This is a genomic window from Nonomuraea cypriaca (assembly GCF_015645445.1).
GTDB classification, from domain to species: domain Bacteria; phylum Actinomycetota; class Actinomycetes; order Streptosporangiales; family Streptosporangiaceae; genus Nonomuraea; species Nonomuraea cypriaca.
The window spans coordinates 1-20,282 of the sequence record NZ_JADOGI010000191.1 but is presented as its reverse complement, the minus strand read 5'-3'; the positions used below and the strand labels follow the sequence as shown (position 1 = coordinate 20,282).

Below are 20,282 nucleotides of genomic sequence, written 5' to 3'. Positions count from 1 at the left end.
TCGCTTGACCATCGACTCCAGCAGATCGCCCAGCGGCGCGCCCACCGCGACGGCCACCGCCAGCGGGACCGTGAGCGCCCCCAGCGCCGCGAGCGCCGCCAATCCGGCGGCGGCCCCGGCCAGCGTCCCAATCCACCGCTTGGCCGGGGACAACGGCGACAGCGCAGGCCCGCCCAGCGACCGCCCGGCGAACGAGGCCGCGATATCGCCCACCGACACCGCGACGAACACCGCCAACACGGCATCCCCGAGCAGCACCACTCCCACCAGCGGCAGGAACCACACCATCCCAAAGACGCCAAGCGACGCCCGCCTCAGCCCGCCCTCCGCGTCCCCGGCCAGCAGCGGAACGAGGACCACCGCCAGCACGCCGGCGACCAGTGCCTTCACCAGGTGCTCCGGCGCCAGCCACGCCACCAGCGGCGACGCGGTCACCACCGCCACGAGCGCCACGCGGTCGGCCACGGCCGACTTCAGCAGTGCGCCGTACTCCAGGGCGCACACGATCCCCGCTGCCACGGCCAGGGCGGCGGCGCCGCCGGGACCGGCGTACAGGGCGGCGACCACCACGGGCACGGCCACCGCCCAGGCGCACCAGCGCAGGACGTACTCACGCCTGCGTGACAGGGCGACGGCCACCCCGCCGACGGCGAGCGCCGCCGCCACGTACGGGACCGCCGCAGCGGGCGTGATCACCCGCGGTCCTCAGCGGCGGCCACCGCGGAGGCGATGCGTTCGTTGGCCGCCGCGTCACGTACGGAAACGCGTACGGTCCTGCCCTCGAAGGCGGGCGACATCGGCGACAGGTCGCGCAGGAACACCCCGCGCCGCCGGCACGCCTCCACCAGCCAGGCCGCGCCGGGACCGCCCCGGGGCAGCGTCAGCAGCGCGAAGTTGGCGACGGACTCGTGGACGCTCAGGCCGCCGCCGATCGCGGCCAGTCGTTTCACGAGGTCGGCCCGCAGAGTCCGGGTCTCGGACCAGCGCGAGGCGTAGTAGCCGGGCTCGCGCAGGGCGTTGACGGCGGCGATCTGGGCCGGCGAGATAGGCCACCCGTAACCCCGACAGGGCGTACATCTTGGACATCGATTTGCACACCACGACGTTGTCGGACGCGGCGGCGTACGCCTCCAGCGACTGCCCGCCCGCCACGTACTCGATGTACGCCTCGTCGACCCAGAACCGCGTACGGCCCGGCGCGTCCTCGATCACCCGGCGCAGTTCGCCCGCGTCGGTGTGCAGGCCGGTCGGGTTGTTGGGGTTGACGACGACCACCAGGTCATAGCGCTTGCGCAAGGTGTCACGCAGCCGGTCGGGGTCGAGCCGCCATCCGTCGGCCCGCCGCAGCGGGAACCGGTCGGCGCGGCAGCCGATCACCCGCTCGACGACGTGCGCGTATTCGCCGTAGGCCGGATCAAGCAGCAGCACCCGCGACGAGCCGTCCAGCCAGCCGCGGAGCGCGCGGAAGATCAGGTCCGACGAGCCCGCCCCGGCCGCGATCGCCGGCTCGGGCAGGCCGCGGCGTTCGGCGATCTCCTGTACGAGCCCCTCGGGGTAGGCAGGAGGAGAGGTACGCGCCAGCCACCCCCGGTCATCCCCCAGCGCCTTGACCACGCCGGGCGCCGGCGAGAACCAGGCGTCGAGCACATCGGCGGGTACCACGTCCCCATGCGCCTTCACCAGGTCGAACCGGCTGCCCAGCGCCCCGATCGACGCGCCCCCATGCTGGCAGCCGTCCGCGCCGCCTGGCAGGAACGGCATGTCCAGACTCCACCGCACCCTCGGCTCGAGCGCACGTAACAGCGGCCCGTGCAGGCGCAGCGCCCGTGAGGCCAGGTCATCCACCTGCCCGGACAACACCTCGAAGGTGACGGCGCCCGACCGCACCCGCGTCCCTGAGCCGGTCAGCCCGGCCGCCACGTACATGCCGAGGATCTCGGCCCGCCCCAGGGCCACGACGGTCCTGCCGCCGTGCGCGGCCACCCAGCGCAGCGCCGCGTGCATGAGCAGCACCGCCGCCGCGCTCCCCCGCCAGCGCGGCGCCACGGTCAGGATGCGGATCTCGAACAGCCCGTCCTGGCCGAGCAGGGGGTCGCCGTCGCGGCTGAGATATTTGTCGATGGAGTAGCGGCCTGCCCAGGGCGGCGTCACGCTGACGAACCCGGCGGGCTCGGCGCCGTTGGCGGCGACGAGGTAGACGTTGTCGCCGTCGAGCGCGTCGGTCAGGCGTTCGGCCTGGTTGGGGGCGTGCTGGCCGAGCTCGCGCGCGTAGACCTCGTGCCGTAGCCGATAGATCCACTCGCGGTCGGCCGCCGTTCCTGGGCGTATTTCCAGCATGGTCTAATTCTGCGCTGTCGGACGGATGACGATGTCACCCACGTCGACACCGTCCGGCTGCTCGATGGCGAAGGCGATGGTGCGGGCCACCGCATCCGGCGAGAGTCCGATCTTGTCCATCTGGTCGAGGATCTGGGCCTGCACGACCGGATCCATGGGCCCCGCGAAGTCCGTACGGACGAAGCCCGGTGAGACGACGGTTACGCGCAGGCTGTCGCCGGCCTCCTGGCGCAGGCCCTCGGAGATGGTGCGGACGGCGTTCTTCGTGCCTGCGTACACCGACATGAGAGGAACGACGCTCAGGCCCGCCGTGGACACGGTGTTGACGAAGTGTCCGAAGCCCTGCTCGCGGAAGACGGGCAGGGCGGCGGCGATCCCGTACAGGACGCCTTTGAGGTTGACGTCTATCATCTCCTCCCAGTCCTCGACTCGGAGGTCGTCCAGGTGGGAGATCAAGCCGACCCCGGCGTTGCTGACGAGGACGTCGAGCTTGTCGTACCGGTCGCGGGCCAGCTTGACGAGGCCGGCCAGGTCCTCGCGCCGCTTCACGTCCGTACGAGCCCAGGCGGCCTGACCGCCTGCCTCTTCGATGCGGGTGGCCAGCGCCTCGAGGCGCTCAGGACGGCGTGCCCCCAGAACGACCTTCGCGCCGCGCCCGGCGAGCAGCAGCGCGGTCGCCTCGCCGATGCCGCTGCCGGCGCCTGTGATCGCCACGACCTTGCCTTCGATTCCTGACATGTTCGAGGGTCCTTCCAAAGGAGGAGTGAGGGCAGGCATGTGTATGCCGTGCGGTGAAGTGGGTTGGGGGCAGAGCACACCCATGCCCTACAGTGAAAGTGGAGGGCCCGCCACTTCGTCCCACCATAAGTGGCGACGCCTCCACTTAGCAAATGGCGAGAGGAGAGAGCCGCTGATGGCCCGAGACGCAGGACGTCCGCTGAGGGCCGACGCGCAGCGCAACCGGGACAAGATCCTGGCGGCCGCGGTGCGCGTGTTCACCGAGGAGGGGCTGGACGCGCACTTCGAGCGCATCGCCAAGGAAGCAGGCGTGGGAACCGGTACGCTCTACCGCAACTTCCCCACCCGGGAGGTCCTCATCGAGGCCGCCTACCGCAACGAGGTGGCCCGGCTGTGCGACGCCGTTCCCGCCCTGCTGGCGACGCTGCCGCCCGATGAGGCCCTGCGCGCATGGACGCGCCGGTTCATCGACTACGCCTCCGCCAAGCTCGGCATGGCCGACGCCCTGCGGGCCCTCGTCGCCTCGGGTACCAATCCGCACGCCGAAAGCCACGAAATGATCCAGGCCGCCCTCTCGTCCCTCATGGAGGCCGGCACCGCCGCCGGCACGATCCGCTCCGACATCCGCCCGGCCGACATGTTCGCCGCCCTTGCCGGCATCGCCCTCACCTCGGCGAAACCCGAGCAGCGAGAGCAGGCCGAACGCCTCCTCGACCTCACCCTGGACGGGCTGAGAGCGGCGCCGAAGCCGGCGTGACCTGACCCGGCCTAGTGAACGTTGTCGTCGCGGGCCGCCGCGGGACGCATCTGGAACGCGACGATCAACGCGGGGACGACGACCACGGCCAGGGCCAGGAAGGCGTCGGAGTAGGCGGCGCCTTCCTGGGCGGCGTACAGCGGATTGACGGCGCCGCCGCCGCTTTGCCGCCTCGCGGTCACCAGCACGCCGACCAGGGCCGGGCCGGTGCCGGCGCCGAGGAACTGGGCTCCTTGGAGGATCCCGAGGCCGACGCCGACCTGCTCGGCCGGCAACGCGCTCGCCGCGGCGCTGATGATCGGCGTCATCACGAGGATGAACCCGACGCTGAGCCCGAGAATCCCGGCCCCTGCAGGGATCACCGACGTACCTCCCGTGAAGGCCGAGAGGAACAGGGCGAACAGTCCGACGGCCGCGAGGCCGGTCAGCACCAGGGGCCGGGTGCCGATGCGGTCGGCGAGGCGGCCGATCAACGGCGAGACGACGGCGACGGCGAGCCCGGCCGGGATCATGACCAGGGCCCCCTCCCCCGGGGTGAGACCGTTGACGTCGACCACCAGCAGCGGAACGAAGACCAGGCCCCCGAGATTGATGATCATGGCCAGGAACGCGACGACGACCGCCCCCCGGTAGACCCGGTTGGCGAACAGCGCAGGCGGGACGAACGGATGCGCGACGCGGACGGTGCGCCACCCGAAGAGCGCGATCGCCACGACCGCCACCACGAGGCTGATCCAGGACGAAGGCACGGCCAGGCCGGCGACCTGTGCCTGGGTGATGCCGAACAGAACCAGCCCGGCGCCGACGCCCAGGAGGATGCCGCCGGGAAGGTCGAACCGCTCCGCACCCGCCGGAGCCTCCCCCGGCAGTACGCGCGACACCGCGGGAAGCAGTACCAACGCGACCGCGAGCATGAGCCAGAACAGCGCGGGCCAGCCGAGGAGCTGGCCGAGCCCGCCGCCGACCGCCGGACCTGCGGCGGTGCCGATACCCGCGGCCGCGGAGACGACGCCGATGCCCATCCCCCGCTTGTCCTCCGGCATCAACCTGGTGACGGCGATGATCGAGAGCACGGGTATCGCCGCCGCGCCCACGCCCATCACCATCCGCCCGAGCACGAGCACGAGGAGATCCGGGGCGAGCGCGCAGATGAGGCTTCCGGCGGCATAGGTCACCAGGGCGAAGACGAAGAGACGCCGCATGCTCACCCGGTCGGAGATGCGACCGTAGAAGGGGATGCCGACCGAGAACATCAGCAGGAAGCCGGTGACCACCCACGCGAGCTCCGCCTCGGAAGCCCCGAACTCCGCTCCGATCGACGGGAGCACGAGGTTGACCATGTCGCTGGCGATCACCGTGGCGAGCATCGCCGGCAGGAGCACCGCCAGCAGGGCCGCCCCCGTTCGTTCGGTCGTTGTCGACGTGGGTGTCATTCGACGCATCCTCCGCACGGCATTTACTGCCACCGTTGTAGTTACAGTTAGGGCGAAAAGAACGGCGGAGGACTCGCCTCCGCCGATGTTCGGTTACCGAGGTAGCGCGAGTTCGCGCTCGATGGCCAGCACCTGCTGGTGCAGGTGGGCGATGGTCGTGCGGCCGAGCCGTTCTTCCATGGCGCGTTCCGCGTCCAGGAACTCCACCTCGAGCAGGGCCTGGATGTTGCGCCCGACCTCGCACTCGGCGCTGGGTGTATGGGGGTGCCGCGACAGGATCGGGCCCTCTTCGACGGCCCTGTAGGCGTCGTAGAGCGTGATCTCGCGTGGAGCGCGGGCAAGGGACCAGCCGCCACCGCGCCCTTCGGTGGACCACACCAGACCGGCGTCCCGCAGGCTGCCGAGGATACGCCGCACGAGAACCGGATTGCTCGCCAGGCTGTCCGCGATCTCGCCCGATGTCAGCGAGCGCTCACCCCAGCGGGCCAGCATCGTGAGCGCGTGAACAGCGACCGCGGTCCTGCTGCTGAGACCCATTGTGATCCTTTCGGGTGCTCCACCAGAACTGTAATGAAGTTAGTAGCAGTTCGATCGCCCGTCAATCCGGCACCTCGGTCGCGAGCCCCTGAACTGTTAGGTCACCATCAGGTTCCCCAGTCACCGATAAGTGCGTTCTTCCATGTCAGTGGCAGCTCTCCTAGGGTTCCCGAGTAACCAAAAGAGAGCAAGGGCTCTCATGACATGGAGGCAGGCAGCATGGCCATCACCCTGGTAGACCCCAGCGGATTGCCGGAAGTTGGGGCGTACCGGCAGGTATCCATCGCGACTGGGTCGAAGCTGGTCCACATCGCCGGGCAGGTCGCCTGGGACGCCGATGGGGTCACGGTCGGCGAAGGTGACCTCGCCGCTCAGGTCGAGCAGTGCTACCTCAACATCGGCACCGCCTTGGCCGAGGTCGGCGGCTCCTTCGACGACGTGGTGAAACTGACCGTCTACGTCGTCGACTGGACCCCGGACAAGATGTCCCTGTTCCTGGAGGGGGTCGCCAGGGCGGCCGCGAAGCTGGGGGGCACCCCGGTCCCGCCGGGCACGCTGCTGGGCGTCGCCGCGCTGCACGCACCCGACCATCTGGTCGAGGTCGAGGCCACCGCGGTCCTCGACTGAACAGGAGACCCGTCAGGCGCCGAAGCGGCGGCGGGAGGCCTCGATGTGACCGAGATACTGGCGGGTCCAGCCGCACATTCCATCGACCGTCGCGCGCAGGCCCTGGCCAGGCTCGGTGAGGGTGTACTCGACCCGCGGCGGCACAGTGGGAAACACGTTCCGCTCGACGAGGCCGTTGCGCTCCAGCATGCGCAGGTTCTGGGTGAGCATCTTGTGGCTGATGCCCTCGATCTCATTGCGCAACTCGCTGAAGCGCAACGTGCGTTCACCGAGAAACTCGATGATCAGGAACGCCCACTTGTTGGCGACGTCCGAGAAGATCTCCCGCGCCAAAGAGTCCGCGCGCGTCAGGTCCGCATCCTCGGGCGAGCCCTTGAACTGCTTCACCATCAGGTGTCCCCCGTCACCGAGAACCTTCCATGTCAGCGATCACTCTCCTATAGTTCCTGAGTAACCACAAGAGAGTGGCTGAACATCTGGGGTTCGAAGCCCGGCCGGGTCACGTGGAGCTTCCACTCGGACGCGGCGGCCGCGTCACGGGGCGACGAACCGGGTCTCCACTTCGCCGGTCGCCACTTCGCCGGTCGCCACGAGGTGGCGGCGGCGGCTCGGCAGCATCGCGGTCGGGTGGGAGATGCTCCAGGCCGCGCCCGCGCAGATCAACTCCTTGATACGGGCGGCGGTCCGGCCCTTGACGACGGTCGACATGGCCTGATCGCCGGGGGTCACGCGCTGAATGATTCCATCGCGGCGTCCGAGGCTGATGCACTGGACGCTGTAGCCGATCGTGGTCTCGGGAACCTCGCGACCGGTCAGGCGCGCGGCGAGGGAGTCGGCGGCCAGCCACGCCATTGGGATGCCCGAGGCGCAGGACATCCGCAGCGGTTGACCGCCCGCTCCTTCGGCGATCCCGGCGTCGCCGACGGCGTACACATCGGGGTGCGAGACCGAGCGCATGGTGCCGTCGACGACGATCCGCCCGGTATCGGACACCTCCAGGGTGGTGGCGGCCGCGATCGGGTGCACGGTGAAGCCCACGGTCCACACGGTCACCTGGGCCGGGATCTCCCCGGCCGCACCGGTGACCACGCCGTTCGCTTCGACGCGCGTGATGTCGGCATGCTCGTGAACCGTGATGCCGAGCCGGTCGAAGACGCCGCGCAGGTGGCGCCGGGCCTTGTCGCTGAGCCAGTCGCCGACGCCGGCGCGGGCGGCAATCGAGACCTCGAGGTCCGGGTGTGCCTCGGCGATCTCGGTGGCTGCTTCGATACCGGTCAGGCCGCCGCCCGCGACCAGCACGGTCCCACCCGGCGCCAACTCGCTCAGGCGCGCCCGCAGTCGCAGTGCGGCCTGCTTCCCCGCGACGTCGTAGGCGTACTCGGCGACACCGGGGACGCCTTGGTCGGCGACGGTGCTCCCGAGGGCGTACACGAGGGTGTCATAGCCGAGGGTCTCGGCGCCGTGCGCGCTGGTGAGATCGACGGTCTTGCGGTCCACGTCTACCGCGGTGACCCGTGCCGGCCGGACCCGTACGCCGGTGCCCGCATAGACGTCGCGCAGCGGGCGATGCGGCAGATCCTGCCCGCTCGCGAGTTGGTGCATACGCACCCGTTCGACGAACTCGGGGTCGCCATTGACCAGGGTGATCTCGAAGTCGTCGCGGTGCAGCCGCCTGGCGAGGCGACCGGCGGCGTTGGCTCCTGCGTACCCGGCGCCGAGAACGACAATGCGGTGCTTCATGGCTCGCTCCTATCTGGTTGCGCTCACCTCCTGAACCGGACAGCCGTACGATCCCTGACAGAAAACGATTGTGATGTGGATCACCAGTTCTCCACGAGGGGGCGATGGGGCCCAGCGGCCGACCACTGGCGCGTGATGCGTTCGAGTTTGTCGGGGTTGACCTGGATGTGGATCGTCGAGACGCCGTCGGGGGTCACGTCGAGGCAGAAGACGCCGAACACCCGCCCGCCGACCTCGGCCAGCACGGCAGGACCGCCGTTGACGACGACGGCATGGAAGGCAGGACTGCCACCGGCGATGGCTCGCTTGGCATCGGTCGGCTGGAACAGACCGCGCAGGAATCGCGCGATGCCGAGCGCACCGATGATCGGGGTCTTGCGGGCCGGAATCCGGCCACCGCCGTCGGCCACGCTGACCGCGTCGCCGGTGAGCAGCCGGATCAGGGGCTCGGTGTCGCCGCTGAGTGCCGCGGCGAGGAATCCCTCGACGATCTTCTCCGCGGCTGCCGCGTCGACCTCGGTGCGGGACCGGTCGGTGGTGACGTGCTGCTTGGCACGCCGGTAGATCTGCTGGCAGTTCGACTCGGTGAGGCCGAGGATCTCTGCGATCTCGCGGTGCGGATAGCCGAACGCCTCGCGCAGGACGTACACCACCCGCTCCTTGGGCGGCAGCCGCTCCATGAGGGTGAGCATCGCCATGGAGACCGACTCGCGCTGCTCGACGGTGTCGGCGGGACCGAGCATCCGATCCCCGGCCAGGACCGGCTCAGGGAGCCACTGCCCCACATAGGTTTCCCGCCTGGCCCGCGCAGAGGTGAGCTGATTGAGGCAGAGATTGGTGAGCACCTTCGTCAGCCACGCCTCGGGCGTCTCGATCCGTTCGCGGTCCGCCGCATGCCACCGCAGAAACGCATCCTGCACCGCGTCCTCGGCGTCACTGGCCGACCCCAGCAGCCGGTAGGCGATCGCCTCCAGGCGGCCCCTGGAGCTCTCGAACAGATCGGCCTCGTGCGAACGGAGCGACATCACCCCATGGTCGGCCATGCGCGTAGAGCCCGTCCACCCCCCTGACCGGCCCGGCGCGAGGCCCGGCGCGAGGCCCGGCGCGGCGTCACCGTGCCGGGGTCACGGTGCGTTCAGCGCCGCGTCAATGGTCGCGCCGTTTTGCTCCAGCCATGCCTCGCGCCGCTTGATCTGGTCGCCGACGCCCTCATCCCACATCCTCGCCCAGCCGCCACCCTGCTCCTCGGCTCTCTGCTTCATCAAGAACCACGACCGCCGGCTCCGCAGAACGGCTACCTCGACGAGTCGTGAGCGGTCGACGTCCGACATTTCGTAGGCGTCGGCGAGGATCCGGCAGCGGCGCGGCACGTCCACCTCACGCAACGGCGGGTCAGCGTCGACGGGGTCATCCAGAGGCGCCCAGTACATCATCGCGTTCATCACCTCATCCACCCTGGCGACCGGTTTGGCGAGGTCGAAATCGATCAGTGCGGCCGCCTTACCGTCCCGGAACACGATGTTGTCAGACGTGTAGTCCATGTGCCCGGCCACCTCAGCCGGGTAAGGCGGCGCGGGCGGCACGCCCGGCGGCTCCGAGATCGGGAAGCCGGTCCGTACCCCTTGGGGCATGACGAAACCCGCGACGGCGTCATCGTAGTCGCGAACGAGGCGCCCGACGGAGGCCAGCCGGTCCTCGTCGGCGATCCACGCCGGCCTCGGCCGCCCCGCGACCTCGCCAGGAACGAAGGTCAGCACCTCGCGCCCGGCCGTGTCGATGCCGAGGAACCGCGGGGCGCCCGGGAATCCGACCTCCTCCAGATGGCACAGCAGCGCGTGGACGAACGGGGCGTTGGGGCCGACCGGCCGGCGCACGGTGTCGCCGACCCGCACAACGCCCTCGGTGACGTCACCGCCGATGAGCGGGATCTCGGGATGGGGCTCGGATGATTCGACGTACGTGAAAGAGTTCATTTTTCCCTGGGGTCGAGGAAGCAACGGGTGGGTCCGTCGTGTGGGCGAAGTCACGATCTTACGCGACCCTGCGCGGGAGCGCCCTGGCCGCGCAGCCGGTCCATCTCTCGCCATTCCGGCCGTAGTCCCGTCAAGTTCGTGGTGAGGGCGTAGGCGATCCCGCAGGCCAGGAGCACCGGCGCGAGTCCCGCGGCCGCCACCGCCATTCCGCCAAGCAGTCCGCCCAGGGGGATCCCGGACCAGGCAAGGGAGCCCTGCAGGGCGTTCACCCGGCCGAGGAGGTGGCGCGGCACCCGCTCGTACGAGATCGCTCCCAGGATCGGGTTCAGGAACCCGCCGCTGAACCCGCTCACCGCGAACACCCCGAGTATGACCCACAGCGGAGCGTCCACCGCGAGGATGAGGAAGCGCGGCGCCCCGGCGAGCAGGAAGGCCAGGAAGAACACCGGCCTGCGCCGCATCCGGTGCGCCACCGCCGCCGCGACCAGGCTGCCGCCGACCGCGGTGAGCCCCATCACGCTGCTGTTGAGCCCGAGTACGACGGGTCCGTGGCCGGACTCTTTGGCCCACACCGGCGCGAGCACCTGGCCGAAAGCCGCGTCGAGCAGGTTCGTGACGCAGATCATGACGGCCATGGCGAGCAGCAGCGGCTCGCCGCGCAGGAACGCCAGCCCCTGCCCGAACCGCTGCCAGTACCCCTCCGTCTTCTCCTGCGTGGGAGCTCGGTGCCCCATGCCGCGCAGCAGCGCCCAAGCCACGATCAGCGAGCCGAGCACGAAGCATCCGGCAGTGATGCCGAGGCTCGCCATCGACCCGAGCAACCCCACCAGCGCGCCGCCCGCGGCGGGCCCCACCGTCTGGGCCAGCCGCTCGGTCACGCCCATCAGCCCGGTGGCGCGCTCCAGCGGCACCCGCCCGCGCTCGGCCGCCTCGGGGACCATGATCTCCTTGGCGAGGTCCCCTGGCCCGCGTGCCGCGCCGATCACCGCGACCAGGGCGATCAGCGCGCCCAGCGGCAGCAGTTCCAGCTCGTGCAGCGCGATGACGGCCACGGCCGCAGAAGCGCTCATCACGTCGGTGATCCAGGAGATCCGGCGCGGCCCCACCCGATCGACCAGCGGCCCGGTCAGCACCTTGACCAGCACGTACGGGGCCATCTCCGCGAACGCCACCACACCCATCTGGGCCGCGCTGCCGGTGGTCGTCAGCACGAACCAGGGCAGCGCGATGGCCGACACCCGTGTCCCGGTCAGCGACACCGCCATGGCGGCGAGCACCCCGGCCATCGGGCGTAACGATCCGCGCGCCCCCATCACGAGCCTTCGGGCAGCTCGGGCAGGACCTGCGTGATCAGCGAGACCCGCACCGCGCCCTCAGGCGCGGCTTCGCCCGGCTCGTCACGCCGGTAACGTGAGACGACCTCGCTCAGTTCTCCGCGCAGCCGCCTGCCCTCCTCCAGCGTGAGCCGCAACGGGAAGGAGCTGAGGTCGAGCACGCGCCGCCACTCTCGCGGCATGGTCTGCAGTTCGTTCAGCGCCTGCTGGGTGCGCAGATTGTACAGGGCGGCGATCGACTGCATGTAGGCCAGCACCGCCTCCGGCTCCCGTTCGGCCAGTTCCTCGTCGGTGAGCCTGGTGGTCCGATGGACCGTTTCGTTCCTGCTCACTCCGAGGGCCGGCGCAGCGGGCGGAAGAAGTCGCGGAGGTCGGCGCACAGCGTTTCCGGGACCTCCAGGGCCGGGAAGTGACCGCCTTCGGCGTGCTCGCGCCACCACACGATGTTCTCGCTCCGCTCGGCGAGCGCGCGTACCGGGAGCACGATCTCGTGGGGGAAGCACGAGACGCCGGTCGGCACCACGCCGCGGCCCGAGATCGGTCCCGCCGCGGCGTTCTCGCGGTAGAACTGCGCGGCGGTCCCGGCCGTGCCGGTCAGCCAGTAGAGGGCGATGTCGGCGAGCAGTACGTCATCGTCGATGCGGTCGCGGCGGCGAGGGTCGGTCCAGTCGTGGAAGCGCTCGGTGATCCACGCCAGCAGGCCGGTGGGCGAGTCGTTCAGCGCGTAGGACAGCGACTGGGGGCGGGTGCGCTGCAGGTGCTCGTACGCGCCGAACTCCGCGGACCATTTCGCGTACGCGGCCAGCCGGGCGTCTTCCTGCGGGGACAGCCCCTCCTCCGGCGTGCCCGGCGGCGTCGGCAGATAGTTGACGTGGACGCCGACGACCTCCCGTGGCGCGAGCCTGGCCACCCGCCGCGAGATGCCCGCGCCGAGGTCGCCGCCGTGTACGCCGTAGCGCTCGTAGCCCAGCCGCGCCATCAGCACGGTCCACGCGTGGGCGACCCGCTCGCCGTTCCAGGCCGGCCCCGACAGCGGGCGGGAGAAACCGAAACCCGGGATGCTCGGCACCACCAGGTCGAACGCCTCATCGTGCCCGCACAAGCACACGGCGAGGTCGACGAACTCCAGGAACGATCCCGGCCAGCCGTGCGTGGCCAGCAACGGCAACGCTCCCTGCACACCGGAGCGCACCCACAGGAAGTGGATCGTCTGCCCATCCACCACGGTCGTGAACTGCGGGATTTCGCCCAGCCGCGCCTCCAGCGCACGCCAGTCGAACACGGTGCGCCAGCGCTCGGCCAGCTCCCGCACCCGAGCCACCGGCGCGCCGCCTCGCCACCCCTCATTCGGCAGCTGGTCGGGCCATCGCGTGCGGTCGAGCCGCTCACGCAGGTCCGCCAGTTCGCCGTCCGGCACCTGAACCCGGAACTCCGAGATTTCTGATCCGCTCACCATGCGCGCCCGCTTTATTCGTCCACTTGTCCAGTGACTACCGAACCGAGCGTAGGGGCGACACACTCAACCGGTGACACCGGACACGTCACCGCACGCCCGCCGAGACCGCCGGCGCCGCGGCGCCGGCCGGATCCTCTCCCGCGCCGACCAGGTGGCCACGGCTGACGACGCGGCCACTCCGGTGGCGGTGAGGTCAGCGCAGGCGGGACTCGATGGCCTCGATGATCCGCGGGCGCAGTTCGGCGCCGCGGATGACGGCGTCGACGGAGCCGACCTCGACCGCCCGCTGGATGTTGTGCACGCGGTCGAACTCCGCGGCCACCTCGCCGAGCTTCTCCGCGCGGACCGACGAGGCGAGCTCGTCGAGCTCCGCGGTCAACGCGGCGCGGTCGGTGCCGGAGGCGGCCGCGGCGCGGGCCTCCAGGTCGCGTACGCGCGGGTCGGCGGCGGTGCGGGCGTTGACGTCGCCGGAGAACACCACCGCGGCGGCGGGGGCGCCGCCGAGCACCGAGGCGAACGAGCCCTCCAGCGCGAGCACGGTCATGTTCGGGTTCAGTGCCTTGGAGAAGACCACGAACGCGCCGCCGTGGTATCGCGAGATCACGCAGAACACGATGGGCCCCCGGAAGTTCACGATCGCCCGGCCGATCTCGGCGCCGTACTCCAGTTGCAGTTTCCGCATCGACTCAGGCGAGCCGTCGAAGCCCGACAGGTTCGCCAGCACCACCAGCGGCCGGTTGCCGCTGGCCGCGTTGATCGCCCGCGCGGCCTTCTTCGACGACCTCGGGAAGAGCGTGCCCGCGGTGTAGGTGTCCGGGCCGTCGGTGGGCGGGAAGCCACGCCGGGGCACCGCCCGTGACTCGATGCCGAGCAGGCACACCGGTATGCCGCCGAGATGCACGTCCTGCACCACCGCGGTCTCCGCGTCGGCCATGCCCGCCCAGCGTTCCAGCACCGGGTGGTCCTGGTCGGAGAGCGCCCGCATCACGGTCCTGATGTCGAACGCCTTCTTGCGGTCCGGGTTGGCCTCGGCGGAGAAGATCTCGCCGACGGTGGTGAAGTCGCTGCCCTCCACGGCGTGCGGGAAGTCGGAGATGTCGCGGCCGACGGGGTCAGTCGTCTTCGCCCGCCGGGGCGCGTCCTCGCCGGGGGCGACGTACGTGTGGTCGTAGTACGACATCATCACGTCCCGCGCGGCGGCCAGGTTGGGCGCCCAGTAGTGCGCCTGCCCGTTCGGCCCCATCACCCGGTCGTAGCCGCCGATGCCGAAGTTGTCCTCGGCAGAAACGCCGCCGGAGAAGTCGAGCGACTGCTTGCCGGTGAGCACCATCGCCGAGTCCGGCGTCATCACCAGGATGCCCTTGGTGTGCATGAGCATCGTCGCCTCGGCGTTCCAGTACGGCTGCGCGCCGACGTTGATGCCCGCGACCACGATGTTGATCTCGCCGCCGTCCTGGGTGAACTCGACGATCCGCTTGAGCGCCGCGGCCACCCAGTCCATGTTCTCCGTGCCGGACTCCATGGAGATCCGGGCGCCGGCGGACAGCGCGTACCACTCCAGCGGCACCCGCATCCGCTCGGCCAGGTCCAGCGCCGCGATCACGCGGCGGCACTCCGGCTCCGACAGCGCGCCAAGGGACTTCGTCGGGTCGCCGAGCAGCACGACCCTGGTGATGCCCTGCGGGTGCCGCCGGGTGCGCGTGGTGACCACGCCCGCGACGATCGCCGCGGTGTTGTGCCCCTTCGGCCGGTCGACCGGCACCAGCGCGTGATCGTCATCGAGGTCGTGCTCGATGAAGTCGCCGAGCAGGCCGGTCAGCTCGTACGGGTAGACCGTGTTGCGGCTGCTCGCGCGCAGCACCTTCTGCCGGTAGTCGTCGAGCGGCTCGACCAGCTCGTGCGAAGGCTCGCCGATGGTCAGCTCGGTGCCGCCGGTGGCGTCGAAGGAGATGCGTACGGTGATCTTGACCAGCTCGCCGGTCCTCGGGTGGCGCTGCCGCGCGATGAACAGGATCTCCTCCAGCCCGGCGCCCGCGGTCGTCGGCAGCACCCGCCCGGCGATCATCTCCAGCTCCGCGCGGGTGAGGCCGCTCGGCGGCCAGACGTAGACCACGATCCGGTTGGTGTTGAAGCGCTTCTTCGACGGCCGCCGCGACTGCGCGCGGCGGATCGAGTCGAGGCAGATGGCGATGGTGTCCTCGGCCGTCGGCAGCGAGACCAGTCTGCCGTCCTGCTCGCGCAGCTCGGTCAGGTCGCGCACCTGGGCGAACGCGACGAGACGGTCGTCCGACGGGTTCTCCCTCGCCACGCACTGGAAGAGGTAGACCTCCTCGTCCGACGACGGCAGCCGGGTGAGGTCGAACTTGCTCAGCCGCTCCAGCTGCATCCGCTCCGCGATGTACGGGTGCAGGCCGCGGATCAGCCGTTCCTCGGCCATCCCGGTGGCCGAGGGGCGGAAGGTGAAGTGGTGGTGCATCACCGCGCCGCCGCTGCCCGCGACGGTGGTGGTGACTCTGCGGACCTGGTGCGGCAGCGGGTGCGCGCCGACGACCTCGTGCAGCGCGGCCGCCATCGCGTCGGAGTCCTCCGGCTGGTTCTCCCAGGCGAGATAGATGTCGGCGTCGATGGCCTCCTCACCGCTCGCCAGCTCCGCGAGCCCGCGCAGCGCGCCGCCCAGCGCCTCGAAGCTCACCGCGGCGGAGGCCACGCACGAGCCCGCGCGCCCGGCGACCACGAACGTGCAGCCCGCGACCTCGCTGGTGCGGACGCCGGTGAGACCCTTGTTGCCGTAGTAGCGCCGGGTCAGCACCTCCAGCATGATCGCGTTGTCCAGGTCGTGGCGGATGAGCCGCTGGCCGAGCAGCCGTACCAGTGGCTCGGTGCTGCGTACCATCTCGGCGATGCGCTCGGCGCGGTCGGGCGCGTCCGGGTGGGCGTCCAAGTGGCGCAGGTGCTTGCGGACATCGGCGTAGACGCGGGCGCGGTTGCGGCGCAGCAGCGGCTGGCCGAACCAGGCGAACACCACGCCGCGCGCGAGGTCGGAGAGCATGGGGAAGCGGACCTGCGTCGCGGCCACCAGCCGCTCCAGCGCGAGACCCGCGGGCTCGCGCAGGGCCTCGTCCGGCGGCGGCTCCCGCAGCCAGGCGCGCAGCAACGCCGCGACGACCGTGGCGTCGGCGGCCGAGCGCTGCTGGGCGAGGAAGATCCGGAACACCGCGGCTTCGAGCTCCGGGGAGGGCTCCAGCTCGGTGGCGCCGTAGTGTCCGAGCGCCTTGGCGAGGTTGGCCTGGAACGCCTCCGGCAGCCCGGCCCGTTCGACGTCGAGGCTCTGCAGGTAGGTGTGGAAGTATTCGCGGGCGCTGTGCACGTGGCTGTCGCCGCCGCCGTCCTCGCCCGCCGGCCGGTTGCGACTCAGCTCGGCGAGGTCGGCGAACACGTCGATGAGTTCGAGCTCCCCGGCCAGCGGCCGGTGACCGTCCTCGGTGGCCGCCCGGCGCGCGGCGAGGTAGTCGTCGAGCACCCGGCGTTCGTCGTGCGGGTCGACGTCGAAGCCCAGCAGCAGGCTGCGCAGGTCCTCCAGGCCGCGCGTGGCGCGCGCCCGCGCCGGGATCCTCCCGGGCGCGGCGGGCAGGTCCAGCTCGGCGAACCCGGCGGCCGAGGTGTGCTCGGCTTCGGCGTCGACGTCGGCGAGCGGCTCCAGCCGCAGCAGCGGTGCGCCGGTCTCCACCTGGCTGCCGACGGCGACGACGCATTCCTTCAGCCGCGCCTTGAACGGCGCCCGCAGCACCGTCTCCATCTTCATGCTCTCCAGCACCAGCACCGGCGCGCCCGCCTCGACCTCGGCGCCGGCCTTCAGCGGCGTGGCGACGACCAGCGCGGGCGCGGGCGAGCGGACGACGCCGCCCTCGTCGCGGCTGACCCGGTGCGTCACGCCGTCCACCTCGACCAGGTGGATCGGCCCGTACGTGCCGGTGAGCAGGCGGTACCGGGTGCCGTTGACGATGATCTGCCCGGTGTGCCGGTCGAAGCGGTCGAGCTCGACGTCGGCGGTGCGGGCGTCGCCACCCGCTTCGACGCCGACGCGGAAGCGGTGCGCGCCGACCCGCGCGACGCGTACGCGGTAGCCGGCGCCACGCAGCTTGAGGTCCAGCGGCCGGCCGCTCTCGTGCTGCACCTGCGGGCGTCCGCCGAACGCCGTCGACAGCAACCGCTGCCGCTCGACGCGTTCCTCCTCCTCGTACGCCTCGATGGCGGCGGCCGCGAGCGCGACGGCGGAGTGCCGGTGTGAGACGAGCCTGCCCTCGCCGCGGACGCGGTCGATCCAGCCGGTGTCCGCGCTGGCGTCGATCACCTCGGGCTGGTCGAGCAGGTCGAGCACGAAGCTCTTGTTCGTCACGCCGCCCTCGATGATGACCGTGGTCTGCGCCATCGCCCGGCGCAGCCTCCCGAGCGCCTCGTCGCGGTCGCGGCCGTAAGCGATGATCTTCGCGATCATCGAGTCGAAGTCGGCGGGGATGGTGTCGCCCTCGCTGACACCGGTGTCCACGCGGATGCCCGGCCCGGCGGGCAGGTCCAGCCGCGCGATGCGGCCCGGGGAGGGCGCGAAGTCGCGGTCGGGGTCCTCGGCGTTCAGCCGGGCCTCGACGGCGTGGCCGCGCTCCACCGGCGGCTCGCCTTCGAGCCTCACGCCTGATGCCACCCGCAGTTGCGCCTTGACCAGGTCGAACCCGGTGGTGGACTCGGTGATCGGGTGCTCGACCTGCAGGCGGGTGTTGACCTCGAGGAACGCGAACAGCCGGTCGCCGGGGTGGTAGAGGAACTCGACGGTCGCCGCGCCTCGGTAACCGACCGCGACTGCCAGCCGTTCTGCCGACGCCTTGAGCTCGGCCGTCTGCGCGGGGCCGAGCACCGGTGACGCCGACTCCTCGATGACCTTCTGGTTGCGCCGCTGCACCGAGCAGTCGCGGACGCCGAGCGCCCACGCGGTGCCCTCGCCGTCGGCGATCACCTGGACCTCGACGTGCCGGGCGCCGGTGACCAGGCGCTCCAGGAACACGACGCCGCTGCCGAACGCCCGCGCGGCCTCCTGACGGGTGCGCTCGTAGGCGTCGGCGAGCTCGGCCTCGCCGGTGATCACGCGGATGCCGCGCCCGCCGCCGCCCGCGGTCGCCTTCAGCATCAGCGGGTAGCCGACCTCGGCCGCCGCCGCCAGGGCGGCGTCCAGGGTCTCGACCGCACCGCGGCTCCACGGCGCGACCGGCACGCCGACCTCCTCGGCGATCAGCTTCGCGCCGATCTTGTCGCCGAGCTTGCGCATGGCCTCCGCGCTCGGCCCGACGAAGGTGACCCCGATCTTCTCGCACAGCTCCGCGAACGCCGGGTCCTCCGCGACGAAGCCCCAGCCGACCCACGCGGCGTCGGCCCCGGTCTCCACCAGCGCGCGCTCCAGCACCTTCAGATCGAGGTACGGGCGCGCGGACGCGGGACCGAGATCGTAGGCGACGTCGGACTCGCGCACGAACTTGGCGGCGCGGTCGACGTCGGTGTGCAGGGCGACGGTCTCGATCCGTGTCCCCGTCTCCGCGGCGATGTCACGTACGGCGTGGATGAGCCGCATGGCGGCCTCACCACGGTTGACGATGGCGACACGACTGAACACCCGACCGAGCCCTCCTGTTGACCAACGATGCACGCGCCGCGACACGGCAGCCCCCCGGCACTGTGCCAGCATTCCGTCTACCGGCCGGCGGCGCCATGTCGCAGACAGCGCACGCTTTGCTGCCCCAATTGTGGAAAACGACCAAAAGCGGTCGGCTGCCCGCGCCTGACCAGGGTATGCGCGAACTGCACAATGGCACGCTTTGCCGCGCCAGCCACGCCGCGCCTGGTCCCGCGACGAGACCGCCGGTTGCGGATGGGGTCTGGTGTGATCGGGACGGGTGTTGCACACTTGCCGAGTAATCGATTTCTCGCCCAGGGAGCCGCACATGCGACGATCGACGTTCCTCAAGACTGCCGCCGGGACCCTGCTCGGGACCACGCTGACCGGCACCGCCGCGCAAGCCAGCGCCGCACTGCAGGTGAACAAGATCAAGGATCTCACCGGGCCCGGACTGACGGACAGGTTCCGCATGCAGGCGACCGACCTCGGCATCCCCGCGCGCACACCCGACGGGCGGACGCTGTACGTGTTCGGCGACACGTTCGAGGAGCCCCGGGTCGGGGGCGGGTGGTGGCGCTCGCCGGTGGCGCTCTGGTCGAATACCACCAACCTGGACGCCGGCGTGACCTGGTCGGGCGCGGTGGGCGGCGCGGCGGCGCAGCAGCTGTGGGCGTACGAGCACGACAATCCGGTCTTCTCAACCGTGCTGCCCTCGGACGTGATCACAATCGACGGCGTCATGTACCTGCACGTGATGGTGAACAAGGGCCTCGGGAACGTGGTGTGGACCGAGATCTGGCGCTCCGGCGACTCGGGCAGGACGTGGACGCACACCGGCGCCAAGTTCCCCGCCGACCTGCACGGTGGCCTGTTCCAGCTGCTGACCTGGGGGCTCGGCAACGACGGGTACGTCTACGTCTATTCGACCGCCTTCACCCGCAGCAGGCCGATCATCATGCACCGGGTGCGCAAGGACCGGATCACGGACCTGAACGCGTACGAGCCGTGGGGCCATCGCAACGGGGCCTGGGCCTGGGGTAACCCGCCGACGCCCATCCTGGAGGGCCGGTTCGGGGAGCTGTGCCTGCGGCCGCTGGGCGGCAAGTGGGTGTTCACCTGGTTCAACGCGGCCGACTACCGGATCGACGGCATCATCATGGACCGGCCCACGTCGAACCTCTACACGGCACGCAGGAGCACGCTGCTGTGGGGCGGCTCGTGGGGGGCGGAGGACGACACCCACGTGGCGCAGTTGTACGGCGGCTACATCATCCCCGGCTCGACCCTGGACTCGCTCCACCTGTCGGTGAGCCAGTGGAACACGACGACGAACTGGCCGTACCGGGTGATGCAGTTCCGCGTGCGCGGCTTCGGGTGAAGCAGGTTCAGGTGATGCCCTGCCCTGCCGGCCGTGCCGGCAGGGCAGGCGGGCTCATCCGGGGGTGCTCTGCTTCTCGAAGGAGCTCAGGGTGGGGTCGTAGTCGGAGGCGCCGATGTCGTACATCGGGGTCATCCAGTGGTAGAAGTTGTCGCCGCGTTCGCGTAGCAGGTCGTACAACCTGCGCATGAGGCGGCGGCGGACCGGGGCCAGCTCCGGGTGGGTGTAGCGGTTGCTCAGCTCGTGCGGGTCGGTGTGCAGGTCGTACAGCTCGTTGACCGACTCCGGGTTGACGATCAGCTTGTAGCGG

General features: G+C 70.8%; 17 protein-coding genes. 3 read left to right on the top strand and 14 right to left on the bottom strand.

From position 1 onward, the window contains the following. From ITP53_RS41605 to ITP53_RS41595, 3 genes are all read right to left on the bottom strand, one after another. Positions 1-696 (bottom strand): phosphatidate cytidylyltransferase (locus ITP53_RS41605; RefSeq protein WP_195900975.1); only part of this gene is annotated, 696 nt, incomplete at its 3' end. A 54-nt stretch (positions 697-750) separates the two neighbouring features. Further along, on the bottom strand, positions 751-2,337 hold the full coding sequence (locus tag ITP53_RS41600) for an aminotransferase class I/II-fold pyridoxal phosphate-dependent enzyme (RefSeq protein WP_207757170.1): 1,587 nt from the start codon (positions 2,335-2,337) through the stop codon (positions 751-753). 3 nt (positions 2,338-2,340) lie between these two features. Further along, entirely contained in the window at positions 2,341-3,075 is a 735-nt protein-coding gene (locus ITP53_RS41595; RefSeq protein ID WP_195900974.1) for an SDR family oxidoreductase, read from the bottom strand. Between the two features lie 175 nt (positions 3,076-3,250). Between ITP53_RS41595 and ITP53_RS41590 the strand changes: the two genes are divergently transcribed. Beyond that, positions 3,251-3,832 (top strand): TetR/AcrR family transcriptional regulator, encoded by a 582-nt coding sequence (locus tag ITP53_RS41590; protein WP_195900973.1) that lies wholly within the window; start codon positions 3,251-3,253, stop codon positions 3,830-3,832. Positions 3,833-3,843: 11 nt separating this feature from the next. Here the strand turns inward: ITP53_RS41590 and ITP53_RS41585 are convergent, their stop codons facing one another. Together ITP53_RS41585 and ITP53_RS41580 are read right to left on the bottom strand one after the other, a co-directional pair. After that, positions 3,844-5,265 (bottom strand): MFS transporter, encoded by a 1,422-nt coding sequence (locus tag ITP53_RS41585; RefSeq protein WP_195900972.1) that lies wholly within the window; start codon positions 5,263-5,265, stop codon positions 3,844-3,846. Between the two features lie 93 nt (positions 5,266-5,358). After that, positions 5,359-5,802: an Rrf2 family transcriptional regulator gene (locus ITP53_RS41580; protein ID WP_195900971.1), complete on the bottom strand. Its 444-nt coding sequence runs from the start codon at positions 5,800-5,802 to the stop codon at positions 5,359-5,361. Positions 5,803-6,021: 219 nt separating this feature from the next. Here ITP53_RS41580 and ITP53_RS41575 point away from each other — a divergent pair, with 219 nt between their 5' ends. Then, the gene (locus ITP53_RS41575; protein WP_195900970.1) at positions 6,022-6,429 is read left to right on the top strand and encodes a RidA family protein; all 408 of its coding nucleotides are present in this window, start codon (positions 6,022-6,024) and stop codon (positions 6,427-6,429) included. Between the two features lie 12 nt (positions 6,430-6,441). Here ITP53_RS41575 and ITP53_RS41570 read toward each other — a convergent pair whose 3' ends face one another. From ITP53_RS41570 to ITP53_RS41535, 8 genes are all read right to left on the bottom strand, one after another. Then, positions 6,442-6,819, bottom strand: coding sequence for a winged helix-turn-helix transcriptional regulator (locus ITP53_RS41570; protein ID WP_236051727.1), 378 nt, complete (start codon positions 6,817-6,819; stop codon positions 6,442-6,444). 144 nt (positions 6,820-6,963) lie between these two features. After that, complete coding sequence (locus ITP53_RS41565) at positions 6,964-8,169, bottom strand: NAD(P)/FAD-dependent oxidoreductase (protein WP_195900969.1); 1,206 nt, start codon at positions 8,167-8,169, stop codon at positions 6,964-6,966. A gap of 80 nt (positions 8,170-8,249) precedes the next feature. Continuing rightward, positions 8,250-9,194, bottom strand: coding sequence for an RNA polymerase sigma-70 factor (locus ITP53_RS41560; RefSeq protein ID WP_195900968.1), 945 nt, complete (start codon positions 9,192-9,194; stop codon positions 8,250-8,252). A 99-nt stretch (positions 9,195-9,293) separates the two neighbouring features. Further along, positions 9,294-10,142: an aminoglycoside phosphotransferase/kinase family protein gene (locus ITP53_RS41555; protein ID WP_195900967.1), complete on the bottom strand. Its 849-nt coding sequence runs from the start codon at positions 10,140-10,142 to the stop codon at positions 9,294-9,296. Between the two features lie 50 nt (positions 10,143-10,192). After that, positions 10,193-11,428: an MFS transporter gene (locus tag ITP53_RS41550; RefSeq protein ID WP_236051726.1), complete on the bottom strand. Its 1,236-nt coding sequence runs from the start codon at positions 11,426-11,428 to the stop codon at positions 10,193-10,195. Between the two features lie 26 nt (positions 11,429-11,454). Further along, positions 11,455-11,808, bottom strand: coding sequence for a hypothetical protein (locus ITP53_RS41545; protein ID WP_195900965.1), 354 nt, complete (start codon positions 11,806-11,808; stop codon positions 11,455-11,457). Further along, positions 11,805-12,929, bottom strand: coding sequence for an epoxide hydrolase family protein (locus ITP53_RS41540; RefSeq protein ID WP_328817455.1), 1,125 nt, complete (start codon positions 12,927-12,929; stop codon positions 11,805-11,807). The genes ITP53_RS41545 and ITP53_RS41540 overlap by 4 nt, the downstream gene beginning before the upstream one ends. 196 nt (positions 12,930-13,125) lie before the next feature. Beyond that, entirely contained in the window at positions 13,126-18,591 is a 5,466-nt protein-coding gene (locus tag ITP53_RS41535; RefSeq protein ID WP_195900963.1) for an ATP-binding protein, read from the bottom strand. A gap of 328 nt (positions 18,592-18,919) precedes the next feature. Here ITP53_RS41535 and ITP53_RS41530 point away from each other — a divergent pair, with 328 nt between their 5' ends. Further along, entirely contained in the window at positions 18,920-19,972 is a 1,053-nt protein-coding gene (locus tag ITP53_RS41530) for a DUF4185 domain-containing protein (protein WP_195900962.1), read from the top strand. Between the two features lie 54 nt (positions 19,973-20,026). Here the strand turns inward: ITP53_RS41530 and ITP53_RS41525 are convergent. Beyond that, positions 20,027-20,282 (bottom strand): sulfatase/phosphatase domain-containing protein (locus tag ITP53_RS41525; protein ID WP_195900961.1); only part of this gene is annotated, 256 nt, incomplete at its 5' end.

Coding starts and splice junctions, on each gene's coding strand:
- ITP53_RS41600 (WP_207757170.1), bottom strand. CDS start 2,337: ATGCTGGAAATACGCCCAGGAACGGCGGCCGACCGCGAGTGGATCTAT.
- ITP53_RS41595 (WP_195900974.1), bottom strand. CDS start 3,075: ATGTCAGGAATCGAAGGCAAGGTCGTGGCGATCACAGGCGCCGGCAGC.
- ITP53_RS41590 (WP_195900973.1), top strand. CDS start 3,251: ATGGCCCGAGACGCAGGACGTCCGCTGAGGGCCGACGCGCAGCGCAAC.
- ITP53_RS41585 (WP_195900972.1), bottom strand. CDS start 5,265: ATGACACCCACGTCGACAACGACCGAACGAACGGGGGCGGCCCTGCTG.
- ITP53_RS41580 (WP_195900971.1), bottom strand. CDS start 5,802: ATGGGTCTCAGCAGCAGGACCGCGGTCGCTGTTCACGCGCTCACGATG.
- ITP53_RS41575 (WP_195900970.1), top strand. CDS start 6,022: ATGGCCATCACCCTGGTAGACCCCAGCGGATTGCCGGAAGTTGGGGCG.
- ITP53_RS41570 (WP_236051727.1), bottom strand. CDS start 6,819: ATGGTGAAGCAGTTCAAGGGCTCGCCCGAGGATGCGGACCTGACGCGC.
- ITP53_RS41565 (WP_195900969.1), bottom strand. CDS start 8,169: ATGAAGCACCGCATTGTCGTTCTCGGCGCCGGGTACGCAGGAGCCAAC.
- ITP53_RS41560 (WP_195900968.1), bottom strand. CDS start 9,194: ATGTCGCTCCGTTCGCACGAGGCCGATCTGTTCGAGAGCTCCAGGGGC.
- ITP53_RS41555 (WP_195900967.1), bottom strand. CDS start 10,142: ATGAACTCTTTCACGTACGTCGAATCATCCGAGCCCCATCCCGAGATC.
- ITP53_RS41550 (WP_236051726.1), bottom strand. CDS start 11,428: ATGGCCGGGGTGCTCGCCGCCATGGCGGTGTCGCTGACCGGGACACGG.
- ITP53_RS41530 (WP_195900962.1), top strand. CDS start 18,920: ATGCGACGATCGACGTTCCTCAAGACTGCCGCCGGGACCCTGCTCGGG.